This window comes from Stappia sp. P2PMeth1 (genome assembly GCF_900185735.1).
Taxonomy (GTDB): domain Bacteria; phylum Pseudomonadota; class Alphaproteobacteria; order Rhizobiales; family Stappiaceae; genus Stappia.
The window spans coordinates 84,825-96,949 of record NZ_FYAW01000050.1 but is presented as its reverse complement, the minus strand read 5'-3'; the positions used below and the strand labels follow the sequence as shown (position 1 = coordinate 96,949).

The 12,125-nt window shown below is 68.0% G+C and carries 10 protein-coding genes; 4 read left to right on the top strand and 6 right to left on the bottom strand.

Annotated features, from left to right (window positions below):
- Together P2PM1_RS23130 and P2PM1_RS23125 are read right to left on the bottom strand one after the other, a co-directional pair.
- Entirely contained in the window at positions 1–1,221 is a 1,221-nt protein-coding gene (locus P2PM1_RS23130) for an FAD-binding protein (protein ID WP_186400714.1), read from the bottom strand.
- A 71-nt stretch (positions 1,222–1,292) separates the two neighbouring features.
- Positions 1,293–2,789 (bottom strand): FAD-linked oxidase C-terminal domain-containing protein, encoded by a 1,497-nt coding sequence (locus P2PM1_RS23125; protein ID WP_186400713.1) that lies wholly within the window; start codon positions 2,787–2,789, stop codon positions 1,293–1,295.
- A gap of 242 nt (positions 2,790–3,031) precedes the next feature.
- Between P2PM1_RS23125 and P2PM1_RS23120 the strand changes: the two genes are divergently transcribed.
- Together P2PM1_RS23120 and P2PM1_RS23115 are read left to right on the top strand one after the other, a co-directional pair.
- The gene (locus P2PM1_RS23120; RefSeq protein ID WP_186400712.1) at positions 3,032–4,093 is read left to right on the top strand and encodes a LysR family transcriptional regulator; all 1,062 of its coding nucleotides are present in this window, start codon (positions 3,032–3,034) and stop codon (positions 4,091–4,093) included.
- A 185-nt stretch (positions 4,094–4,278) separates the two neighbouring features.
- On the top strand, positions 4,279–4,677 hold the full coding sequence (locus P2PM1_RS23115; RefSeq protein WP_186396977.1) for a cytochrome c family protein: 399 nt from the start codon (positions 4,279–4,281) through the stop codon (positions 4,675–4,677).
- Positions 4,678–5,046: 369 nt separating this feature from the next.
- Here P2PM1_RS23115 and P2PM1_RS23110 read toward each other — a convergent pair whose 3' ends face one another.
- The 4 genes from P2PM1_RS23110 to P2PM1_RS23095 all read right to left on the bottom strand — a co-directional run bounded on the left by P2PM1_RS23110 (position 5,047) and on the right by P2PM1_RS23095 (position 10,097).
- A complete protein-coding gene (locus P2PM1_RS23110; protein ID WP_186400711.1) occupies positions 5,047–6,459 on the bottom strand; it encodes a DUF3422 family protein in 1,413 nt (470 codons plus the stop codon).
- 77 nt (positions 6,460–6,536) lie between these two features.
- Positions 6,537–7,919, bottom strand: a complete 1,383-nt coding sequence (locus tag P2PM1_RS23105) for a TRAP transporter large permease subunit (RefSeq protein WP_186387030.1) — start codon at positions 7,917–7,919, stop codon at positions 6,537–6,539.
- 14 nt (positions 7,920–7,933) lie between these two features.
- Complete coding sequence (locus P2PM1_RS25295; RefSeq protein ID WP_208985395.1) at positions 7,934–8,896, bottom strand: TRAP transporter small permease subunit; 963 nt, start codon at positions 8,894–8,896, stop codon at positions 7,934–7,936.
- 154 nt (positions 8,897–9,050) lie between these two features.
- Positions 9,051–10,097 carry a TRAP transporter substrate-binding protein gene (locus P2PM1_RS23095; protein ID WP_208985394.1) on the bottom strand — a complete coding sequence of 349 codons (1,047 nt, stop codon included), beginning with the start codon at positions 10,095–10,097 and terminating at the stop codon, positions 9,051–9,053.
- A 358-nt stretch (positions 10,098–10,455) separates the two neighbouring features.
- Here P2PM1_RS23095 and P2PM1_RS23090 point away from each other — a divergent pair, with 358 nt between their 5' ends.
- Together P2PM1_RS23090 and P2PM1_RS23085 are read left to right on the top strand one after the other, a co-directional pair.
- Complete coding sequence (locus tag P2PM1_RS23090) at positions 10,456–11,286, top strand: FadR/GntR family transcriptional regulator (protein WP_186400710.1); 831 nt, start codon at positions 10,456–10,458, stop codon at positions 11,284–11,286.
- Entirely contained in the window at positions 11,283–12,101 is an 819-nt protein-coding gene (locus P2PM1_RS23085) for a (Fe-S)-binding protein (protein WP_186400709.1), read from the top strand. Before P2PM1_RS23090 ends, P2PM1_RS23085 begins: the two co-directional genes overlap by 4 nt.
- Positions 12,102–12,125 lie beyond the last annotated feature (24 nt).

The window sequence follows — 12,125 nt, the reverse complement described above, 5'->3', positions numbered from 1 at the left end:
TCAGTGTCCCGCCGTCATGCGGCCCGGGTTGAGGATGCCGTGTGGGTCGAACTGCTCCTTCAGCCGGGCCGACAGGGCGGCGAGCGGACCGGGCTGGGGCTGGAACACGGGGATGGACGAGCGCAGCGGCGCGGGCGCGCGCACCAGGGTCGCATGGCCGCCGCCGCAGGCGGCAATGGCGGCGCGGACCGCCTCGGCGCGGGCATCGACGCCCGGCACGGCGAGCCAGACGAGGCCGCCCGACCAGTCGTAGAAGGCCGTGCAGGCGAACTGACCCACAAGCTGCGCGACAACAGCGGGACCGGCGGTCGGGGCAACGGAGAGGCGCCAGACGAGATCGTCGCTGCCGGCGAAGGCCTCCGCATCGCGCACCGCCCGCCACAGGGCGCGGGAGGCGTCAACCTCCACCCGCGCGACGGCGCGGCCGGCACCGCCGAGCAGGGCGCGCAGCCGCTCGAACCGGTAGTCGACCGAGGGGCCGAAGCCCTCCAGCCGCAACAGGGTCGCGGGACCGGAGAGCCTATGGCCGCGCGCGGCAAGATCCCGCGCAACGGCTTCCGGCAGATGCGCGGCGGCGGAGACCTCGGCCGAGGAGCCCATGGCGGCGGTCATCGCGGTGGCGGCCTCGGCATCGGCAAGGCCGGACAGCAGGAAGGTCGCCTCGGTCTCAGCCCGCGGCAGCACCTTCAGCGTGAGGCGGGTGGCAACCGCCAGCGTGCCCCAGGAACCGGTCAGGGTGCGCGGCAGGTCGTAGCCGGTGACGTTCTTCACCACCCGGCCGCCGGACTTGAAGATCTCGCCGCGCCCGGACACCGCGTCCATGCCGAGCACATGGTCGCGCGCGGCGCCATGCTTCAGCCGCTTGGAGCCGGCGAGGTTGGCGGCGATGACGCCGCCGAGCGTGCCCTGCCCCGCCGGCCGGCCGAGCAGCGGGCCGTAGTCGAGCGGGTCGAAGGCGAGTTCCTGGTTCCTCGCCGCCAGCGCTGCCTCGATCTCGGCGATCGGCGTGCCGGGCAGCGCGGTGAGGACCAGTTCCTCCGGCTCGTAGAGCTCGATGCCGGCAAGGCCGGACATATCGAGCACCTGGCCGGCCTGCACCGGGCGCCCGAGGGCGCGCTTGGAGGCCTGGCCGACGATCTCCAGCGGCTCGTGCTCGGCCGCCGCCCAGCGGACGACGTCGCGGGCCTCCTCCGCCGTGCGCGGCTTGAACGTGTCGGGCATCTTGTCTTCTCGTGCTGGCTTGCGGGTCGAGAGGGGCGGGTTGAGAGAGGCGGGCTCGAGAGGCGCGCGCGTCAGAACCGGGGAATGTCGGGAAACGGCAACTGCCCCTTGCTGACATGCATGCGGCCAAGCTCGGCGCAGCGGTGCAGCTCCGGAAAGACCTTGCCCGGATTGAGCAACTGCTTGGGATCGAAGGCGCATTTGACCCGCTGCTGCTGCTTCAGATCGTCCTCGGAGAACATCACCGGCATCAGGTCGCGCTTTTCGATGCCGACGCCGTGCTCGCCGGTCAAGACGCCGCCGACCTCGACGCAGAGCCGCAGGATGTCGGCGCCGAAATCCTCCGCCCGCTCCAGCTCGCCCGGCTTGTTGGCATCGTAGAGGATCAGCGGATGCAGGTTGCCGTCGCCGGCATGGAAGACATTGGCGCAGCGCAGCCCGTGCTTTTCGGAAAGCTCGCGCATGCGGGCGAGGACCTGCGGCAGGGCGCGGCGGGGAATGGTGCCGTCCATGCACAGATAGTCGGGCGAGATGCGGCCGACCGCCGGGAAGGCCGACTTGCGCCCGGCCCAGAAGGCGAGGCGCTCCTCCTCCGAGGTGGAGACGCGAAGCGAGGTGGCGCCGTTGCGCCGGGCGATGGCCTCGACCTCGGACAGAAGGTGATCGACCTCGGCCTCCGGCCCGTCGAGCTCGACGATCAGCAGCGCGCCGGCATCGCGCGGATAGCCGACATTGACGAAGTCCTCGGCGAAGTTGATGGCCAGTTCGTCCATCATCTCCATGCCGCCGGGAATGATGCCGGCGCCGATGATCTCGGCGACGCACTGGCCGCCGGCCTCGCTGGAGGGAAAGCCGACGAGCGCGGCGCGCGCCGTCTCCGGCTTCTGCAGGATGCGCACGGTGACCTCGGTGACGACGCCGAGCAGGCCTTCCGAGCCGGTCATCAGCGCGAGCAGGTCGTAGCCTTCGGCATCGAGATGCTTGCCGCCGAGGCGGATCACCTCGCCGGTGATCAGCACCATTTCGAGGCCGAGCACATTGTTGGTGGTCAGCCCGTATTTCAGCGAGTGCACGCCGCCGGAATTTTCCGCGATGTTGCCGCCGATGGAACAGGCGATCTGCGAGGAGGGATCGGGCGCATAGTAGAAGCCGAGATGCTCGACCGCGCGGGTGATGCCGAGATTGGTGACGCCGGGCTGGGCGACGACGGCGCGGTTGGCCGCGTCGATGTCCAGCACCTTGTTGAACTTCATCATCGACATCAGCACGCCGTCGCCGAGCGGCAGGGCACCGCCGGACAACGAGGTGCCGGCGCCGCGCGGCACCACCTTGACGCCGTTGTCGTGGCAATAGCGCAGCACCGCCGAGACCTGCTCCACGGTTTCCGGCAGGACCACGACCATCGGCATCTGGCGATAGGCGTTGAAGCCGTCGGTCTCGTAGACCCGCATGCCGATGTCGGTGTCGATGACGCCCTCGCCCGGCACCATCTCCTTCAGCGCCCGCACGATCTCGTCGCGGCGCGACAGGACGGCCGCGTCCGGCCTGGGCATGGCAATGCCGCTCATGTCGTTTCCTCCCTCGGCACGAATCGCGCCGGCCTGCGTGATCCGGCAGTCGCGCGCCGGCGTAGTATCCAGGATAAGCGGCTTCCTGGAAACTCCGCTCCAGCGGACGGGTCGGAGTTTCGGGGCGTCTCTTGACCTAAGGTGCGATTGCGGACGGCGATGGCAACCCGCATAGCATGGCAAATAGCTCGCACGCGATGAAGCGTTGAAAATCGATAAAAACAATTTCCTATGGGTTGAAAATGACCGATTTTGCCGACATGGAAATCTTCGCAAGGGTGGTGGCGGCCGGCAGCATGTCGGCGGCCGGACGCGAGATGGGCCTGTCGCCCGCCGTGGTCTCCAAGCGGATGCGCCGGCTGGAAGACCGGCTGGGGACAAGGCTGTTGCAGCGCACGACGCGGCAACTGGCGCTGACCGAGGCCGGACAGGGCTATTACAAGCGGGTGGTGGCGATCCTCGCCTCGATCGAGGAGGCGGAAAGCTATGTCAGCCGCCGCTCGGCGCTGGCACGCGGCACCTTGCGGGTGAGCGCGCCGACCGCCTTCGGCCGCATGCATATCGCCCCGCATCTGGGCGCCTTCCTGGCCGACAATCCGGACCTGTCCTTCAACCTCGACCTGTCGGACGAATTCATCGACATCGTCGGCGAAGGCTATGACCTTGCCATCCGCATCGCCGAGTTGGAGGATTCCAGCCTGGTCGCGCGGCGGCTGGCGCCCGTCCACCGGGTGCTGTGCGCCGCCCCGGCCTATCTCGACCGGCGCGGCGCGCCGCAGACCATCGGCGAATTGCAGGACAGGCATGCCTGCATCTCCACCACCCAGCAGGAGCTGTGGCGGCTGGCCGGGCCGGACGGACCGGAGATCGTGCGCACCGGCGGGCCGATCCGCACCAATTCCAGCGAGGTGGTGCGCGAGGCGCTGCTGGCCGGGCTCGGCATCGCCCTGCGCTCGACCTGGGACATCGGCCCGGAACTGCGCGAGGGCCGGTTGCGCATCGTGCTGCCGCACTACCGGGCCTCGAAGAATGTCGGCCTGCATGCGGTCTATCCGAGCCGCCGCTTCCTGCCGGCCAAGGTGCGGGTGTTCATCGACTTCCTGGCCAAGCTCTACGGCCCGGCGCCCTATTGGGACGAGGGGCTGGACCAGTGGCTGGCACGGCCGGGCGAGGACGGCGAGGCGCCGGACGGGCGGGTGGACGGGCAGTTCGACGGGCAGTTCGATGGCCGGCTGGACGGGCGGCTGGATGGTCAGAGCGCCGACATGACGGGCGGCAGGGCCGGCGAGGTCTCGCCGGCCTGAGGCGCGGCGAGGATCGTGGTTCTCCCATCTGGCAAACGCGGCCGCGACCCTCTACCTTCGCAAAATGCGACATGTTGCCTCGCTCCAGGCAGGATGACGCCAAGCCGGATCGTGATAGGGTCGGCCCCCGCGACCGACCGTGCTCGGCCGACCCGACGAAGAGAGAAATCCTGGGAGAACAGACTATGAAGCGTCTTGTGTTGCTGGCCGGTGCCGCCCTCCTCGCTGCCTCCGCGAGCGCGCAGGCGGATGGCGATGCCGCCGCCGGCGAGAAGGTGTTCCGCAAGTGTATGGCCTGCCACGCCGTCGGCGAAGGCGCCAAGAACAAGGTGGGGCCGCATCTGAACGGCGTGGTCGACGCGGCCTGGGGTCATGTCGACGACTTCAAGTATTCCAAGCCGCTGCTGGACGGCAAGGAGGCCGGCAAGGTCTGGGACAACGAGACGCTGCACGCCTATCTCACCAACCCGAAGGACGTCATCCCGAAGGGCAAGATGGCCTTTGCCGGCCTCAAGAAGGAAGACGAGCGCGCCGACGTCATCGCCTATCTGGCGCAGTTCGCCCTCGACGGCAGCAAGCAGTGACCCGGCCCGCCGCGGGCGGGAGCGCGTAAGCGCCAGAATGCCGGCATCAGAGTTTCAAGGGAGCCGTTCCCCCGAACGGCTCCCTTTTCATTGGGGGATCTGGGGGAGCCGTTCCCCCGAACGGCTCCCTTTTCATTTGGGGATTTTTGGGGGATCTGGGGGACTTTGGGGGGATGCGACCTCTCCTTGGCGTCCTCCCGGACGGCGCGCAGCGCCGAGCCGGGACCGGGGAGGCAGGGGCGGTTGCGGTGTCTTTCGCGCGCGCGACCGATAGGCCCTCGGCTCTCCGGTCCCGGATCATCGGCCTTCGGCCTCGTCCGGGAAGACGAAAAGAGAGGTCGTGCGCGCCCCTCTCCCTTTCCCTCGCCCTCACCTTTCGCCGTGGTCCTCGTCGCTGTGGTGGCGGCGGATGCGGCGGACGGTGAGGAAGACGGCGGCGAGCACCACCGGCACGGCAAGGCCGGTCATCAGCTCCGGCGAGGGCAGCCAGGCTGCCAGCGGTCCGGTCTTGGCGCCCTTGGCGAGATAGGCGATCAGCCCGACCACATAATAGCTGACGGCGGCGACCGACAGGCCCTCGACGGTCTGCTGCAGGCGCAGTTGCAGCCGCGCCCGCCGGTTCATCGCGGCAAGCTGCGAGCGGTTGTCCTGCTGCAGCTCGACATCGACGCGGGTGCGCAGCAAGGTGGCGGCGCGCGCCAGCTTTTCCGCCAGCTTGACCTGCCGCTCCTCCAGCGTCTCGCAGGTGCGCATGGCCGGCGCCAGCCGCCGCGACAGGAACTGGCTGAGGGTGAAATAGCCCTCGCGCTGGCGCTCGCCGAAGATCTCCAGCCGCTGGCGGACGATGCCGTAATAGGCGCGGCTGGCGCCGAAGCGATAGGCGCTCTCCGCCGCGCTCGCCTCCAGATCGGCGGCAAGGCGCGTCAGCTCGTCGAGCAGGGCGCGGTTGGCCTCCAGCCCGACGCTGGTGCGCATGCGCTCGGCCAGCGCCAAGAGCGCCCCCTCGATCGCCGAGACGCGCGGCATCTGGCGCTGCGCCTCGGCAAGGCCGAGCATGGCGAAGACGCGGTAGGTCTCCAGCTCCAGCAGCCGCTGGCTCTGGGCGCCGGCCTGCACCGGCGACAACCCGCGGTCGCCGACAAGGATGCGGGTGAGGCCGTCGCGGTCCTGACGGAAATCGGTGGCGATGACGGAGGCGCCGCCATCGGTCTCGGCCACGCACAGGCTCGCCCGGTCGAAACGGGCGAAGCGCCGCTCGAAGGCGGAACTGTCGGCCGGCACCACATCGAGGCGCGCCGCCACCATCATCGGCCCCGGCGCGCGGAACCGCGCCCCGAAGGGATGGCCGGGAGGGGCGCCGTCGATCGCGGCGGCCGGATCGAGCAGCCCGTCCCAGGTATAGGTGAGGAACTCGCCATGCCGCTCGCGCCGCAGCACCCCCTCGCCGATCTCCACCAGATGGTGCCGCTCCGCCTCGCCCGGCCCCTGCAGGCCGAGGGAGCGGCAATAGCCGGCGAACCAGGCGCGATCGGCCTCGGCCGCCGCCTCGTCGACGGTGAAGCCGTAGCGCAGGAAGACGCGCGGCCCGACCTGCGGCCGGAACGGGCGGGCATGCAGCTCGCCGAGCACGAAGTCGCGGGAGGGATGCACGGTGAAACCGGGCAGCCGCGGCTCCGCACCGCCACCGTCACCGCCACCACCACCGCCCTCGTCGCGGGGGCCGCCCCGGCCGTCGCCGCCCGCCCGCGGGACCCGCCCCGCCTCGCTGTCGCTGTCCGCCATTCCGGCGCCCCCTCGCACGCAAAAAGCCTGCCCCGCCCGCGAGCGCGGACGGGGCAGGCTGCATTAGGCCACAGGCGTCAGTTGCCGAGCAATGCGTTAGGTAGCCACAGGACAATGCCGGGGAAGACAATGCACAGGGCAAGGCCGAACAACTGCAGCAGCACGAAGGGAATGATGCCCTTGTAGATCTGCTGGATCGTCACCTGCGGCGGCGCCACGCCCTTCATGTAGAACAGCGCGAAGCCGAAGGGTGGTGTCAGGAACGATGTCTGCAGGTTCGTCGACACCAGGATGGTGAACCAGATCAGCGCCACCTCCCCGACGCCCTCGAAACCGGCCAGGTGCATGCCGAAGTCGAGCTTGGCAACGATCGGGCCGAACACCGGCAGGACGATCAGGGTGATCTCGATCCAGTCGAAGAAGAAGCCGAGGAAGAAGATCATCCCCATCAGCACGAAGAGGATGCCCCAGGGACCGACGCCCGCCCAGGCGATGAACTCGTCGATCAGCGCCTCGCCGCCGAGCCAGCGGAACACCAGCGAGAAGCAGGTGGCGCCGAGGAAGATGCCGAACAGCATGGCGCCGGTCAGCGCCGAGCGCTGGCAGACGTCCTTCATCACCTGGAAGGTGAGCTTGCGGTTGAGGAAGGCGAGCAGGGTGGAGCCCGCCGCGCCGACGCCGGCCGCCTCGGTCGGGGTGGCAAGGCCGGCGAAGATCGAGCCGAGCACCACGACGATGAGAAACACCGGCGGCACGAAGCTCTTGAAGATCATCGCCCAGAACTCGGCCCGATTGGTCGGGCCGATGTCGTCGGGCAGCGGCGGGGCAAGCTGCGGCCGCACCCGGCACAGCACCATGATGTAGAGCGCATAGAGCGCCGACAGCAGCAGGCCGGGGATGACGGCGGCGATGAACACGGTGCCGACCGGGATCGACATCAGGTCCGACATGATCACCAGCATGATCGAGGGCGGTATCAGGATGCCGAGAGTGCCCGAGGCGGCGATGGTGCCGGTGGCCAGCGGGATGTTGTAGTTGCGCTCCAGCATCACCGGCAGCGCCAGCAGGGTGATCATCACCACCGAGGCGCCGATGATGCCGGTGGTGGCGGCCATGATCGTGCCCATCAAGGTCACCGACAGGGCGAGGCCGCCGGGAACCCGGCGGGTCAGCACCTGCAGGCAGTAGAGCAGGTCCTTGGCGACGCCGGACTTCTCCAGCATCGTGCCCATGAAGATGAACATCGGGATCGCGACCAGGACGGGATTTTCCATCGTCCCGCCGAAGATGCGGTTGGGGATGATGACCAGCCGCGCGACGTTGAAGGCGCCCAGTTCCTGGGCCAGGAAGGCGAAGCCGAGGCCGACACCGCCGAGGATGAAGGCAACGGGGAAGCCGGTGAACAGCAGCAGCGCGAGCGCCACGAACATGAAGACCGGCAGAAGTTCGATGAATGTCATGTGTCGAGCTCCGGTCAGTCCGCGATCGGTCCGTTGGTGGCCACGTCCTTGGGCAGGTCCGCGTGATGGGTGCCGGCATAGTCGCCGGACCGCTGGTTCAGGTAGGACGGGCCGAAGAGATAGACGACACAACGGAACGCGGCGGAAACGCCGGCGGTGAAGAGCAGCGCAAAGCCGATGGGCAGCATCGACTTGATGATCCAGCGGTGGCTGAGGCCGGTCTGGGCGGCCGAAACCTCGCCGATCTGATAGGACTTGCTCGCGAAGACCCAGCCGAACGAGACGATCAGATAGCAATAGGTCAGCAGGAAGAACAGGATGCCGGCCAGTTCCATCCAGACGCGGGCCCGCCGGGTCAGCCGGTCGCGCACCAGTTCGATGCGCACATGCGCATCCTTGCGATAGGCGAAACCGAGGCAGAGCATGAAGAGCACGGCATGCAAATGCCACTCCAGCTCCTGCAGCTTGGTGCTGTCGACGAAGAACGGCGTGTCCATGATCGACGTGTCGAAGTCGAGCCACTTGCGCTGGGTGACATCGTAGAAGATGACCAGCATCAACGGCACGAAGATCCAGGAGGCCAGCTTGCCGACGCCGTTGACCACACGGTCGAAGTCGTCCGACGTCTCCAGCATGGTCTCGTAGGCCCGCGGCGCGCGGGCGCGCAGGATCAGCAGGGTGAGGCCGAGAACCAGCAGCGAGCCGATCAGGCCGGACAGCCCGTCATTGGCGCGGAAGAAGGCGCGGGGATCGACGTCCATCAACCGGAGGACGGCCGTCATTCCCGAATCGGTGATCGCGAAGACGAAGGCGGCCAGCACCATGGCGGCCACGGACAGCGACACGCGCCCCCCGAGGAACCCGCCGACGACGCCGAGCGCGAAGCCGGCGGCGCAAAGATAATAGGCAGGAACGCCAAGCTCGAACGCCGCGACGACGGAGGCCGCGATGCCGAGAAGGCTAATCAGCGTTGACATGGAAACCCTCTCCCCGACCGGATAATCGGTGGACCGTACGGCCGCGGTCGGCGTCCAGCGGGCCGTCGGGCGCCAGGCCCTGCGGCCTTGAGCGCAAATGACGGGCCCGCACCACCGGCTGGCAGCGCGGACCCGCCGTGTCAGGCGTTCCGGGTTACCTCTTCAGGTAACCGACGTCGGACCAGATCTTGTATTCCTCGCGGAACTTGGAGAGCGACTCCCAGACGCGGGCGAAGTTCGGGCTGGCCGCCTTCTCTTCCTCGACCACCTCGGCCCAGGCCGCTTCCATGGCCTCGAGCACCGCCGGGTCGAACTGCTTGATCTGGACGCCATGGCCCTGCAGCTCGGCGAGCGCGGAAGCCTGGATGGCCTCGCCCTCGGCAATGCCGTAGATCATGTTGGCGTCGCAGACGGCCTCGAAGATCGCCTTGGTCTGGTCGTCCAGCCCGTCCCACTCGGCCTTGTTCATCATCAGATCGAACATGGTCGACTGCTGGTGCCAGCCCGGGAAGTAGTAGAACTTCGCGACCTGGTGGAAGCCGAGCTTGAGATCGATCGCCGGCATGGAGAACTCGGTCGCGTCGATGGTGCCGAGCTCGAGGGCCGGGAAGATGTCGCCGCCGGCGAGAAGCTGGGTCGAGACGCCGAGCTTCTGCATGACCTTGGCGCCAAGGCCGAAGAAGCGCATCTTCAGGCCCTTGAGGTCGTCGACCGTGTTGATTTCCTTGCGGAACCAGCCGGCCGCCTCGGGCGCGATGACGGCGCAGATCAGCGACTTGATGCCATAGGAGCCATAGATCTCGTCAAGCAGCTCCTGGCCGCCGCCGAACTTCAGCCACGCGACATATTCCGGCGCGCTGGGGCCGAACGGCACCGCCGCGAACAGCGCGAGCGAGACGTCCTTGCCGGTCCAGTAGCCCGGCGTCGACCAGGCGGCCTGCACCGCGCCGGAGGCAACGGCGTCGAAGGCCTCGAGCGCCGGCACGATGGCACCCGGCTCCTGGAACTTGACGTTGATCTGACCGCCGGAAGCGGCAGCGAGACGCTCGGACACGAGCTTGCCGAGCGTGCCGAGCTGCGTGAGCGAGCCCGGATAGGTCGACTGCATGTCCCAGTCGAGCTTGTCCAGCGCGACGGCCGGCGATGTCGCACCGATCGCAAGAGACGCCGTTACGGCAACTGCAGAAAGAAGAGATTTCACGTTCAGGTCCTCCCTAGGAACATCCTGCGCTCCAGGGACCGGACACGGCAACGACAAGGGCGGGTGCACTGCCCCACCAGACCGATGCCGAAAACGCTCCCCTCGCGCAACAGGACAGAACCGGATGCCTGCCTTTGCCGGCAGATTGTCGCCGCACAAGCCGCCTGGCCACATCCGCGCCTGTCACCCGCGAACCGGGCCCGGCCTCCCAACCGGAGCATCGATCCGCGCTAACTGGATAACAATATTGACCACTGAACGCAATACGGAATAAGTTGCCGCTGAACTCTTCAGCACGAAGACTTCCGCTGCGGTGCGGCGAGAATTCTTTTGCGCTGCAATAAAAAAGAACGGGACGATGGTATTCCAAAAGATCCATCACAACCGGACGGCAGATTCCGTTGTCGATCAGGTGGAGGAACTGATCCTGCAGGGGGTGCTGCGCCCCGGCGACCGGCTGCCGGCCGAACGTGATCTGGCAAAGAAAGTTGACGTCTCGCGCCCTATCCTGCGCGATGCCATCAAGACGCTGGAGGAGCGTGGCCTGCTGGTGACCCGCCATGGCGAGGGCACCTTCATCGCCGACGTGATCGGCACCGTGTTCTCCGAGGCCATCGTCGAGCTGGTGCGGCGCCACCCGCCGGCGATCGCCGACTATCTGGAATACCGCCGCGAGATCGAGCGGACCACCGCGCGGCTGGCGGCGCAGCGCGCAACGGACGCCGACAGGGAGATCATCACCCGCATCTTCCGCGCCATGGAAGCGGCCCATGACGGCCAGGACTTCGCGCGGGAGGCCGAACTCGACGTCGAATTCCACCAGGCGATCGGCGAGAGCGCGCACAACATCGTGCTGCTGCACACGTTGCGCTCCTGCTACCGGCTGCTCGCCGACGGGGTGTTCTACAGCCGCGTCCAGCTCTACCGCTATCCCGGCTCGCGCGAGAAGCTGCTGGAGCAGCACCGGGCGATCTACGAGGCGGTGATCGCCGGCGACGCGGCCCAGGCGGGCGATGCGGCGAGCTCCCACATCGATTTCGTCGAGCAGGTCGCCTATGCGATGGCTCGCTCGGGCAGTTGGAGCGTCGTCTCCGAGCTGCGGCTGGCGCAGCGCCTGGAGAGCGAACAGGACGACAGCAAGCGGCGGCGCACCTCCCGCCGCCCGACAGAGGAAGCAGGGACGCAATGACAGCCACCGCGCAAACCGGCGCGCAGCCAAACGAGACAGCGCAGGCGCCGAAAACCGCCCCGCGCGTCGGCCTTTTCGTGACATGCCTCGTCGACCTGTTCCGCCCGAGCGTCGGCTTCGCGGCGGTGAAGCTGATGGAGGACGCGGGCTGCCTCGTCGAGGTGCCGGCGGCGCAGACCTGCTGCGGCCAGCCGGCCTTCAACTCCGGCGACCGGGCCGATGCGCGCGCCATCGCCGTCCAGACGATCCGCGCCTTCGAGGGCTACGACTACGTGGTCGCCCCGTCCGGCTCCTGCGCCGGCATGCTGAAGAAGCATTACGAGGAACTGTTCGACGACGACGCGCCGGCGCGCGAACGGGCGGCGGCCTTTTCCGCCAAGGTGTTCGAGCTGGTCAGCTTCCTCACCGACGTGCTCGGCGTCACCGAAGTGGACGCAAGCTTTACGGGCAGCGTCACCTATCACGACAGTTGCTCGGGCCTGCGCGAACTCGGCATTTCCCGGCAGCCGCGCAAGCTTCTCGCCTCGGTCGAGGGGCTGGAGCTGAAGGAAATGCGCGATCCCGACGTGTGCTGCGGCTTCGGCGGCACGTTCTGCGTCAAATATCCCGACATCTCCAACAAGATCGTCGAGGAAAAGACCAAGACGATCCGCGAGAGCGGCGCCGGGCTGCTGCTCGCCGGCGATCTCGGCTGCCTGATGAACATGGCCGGCAAGCTCAAGCGCGAGGGGTCGGCCATCGAGGTCCGCCATGTCGCCGAGGTGCTGGCCGGCATGACCGACCAGCCGGCGATCGGCGAAAAGCGTCAGGGCTGACCGCAACAGGCAAGCGCAGGGGAG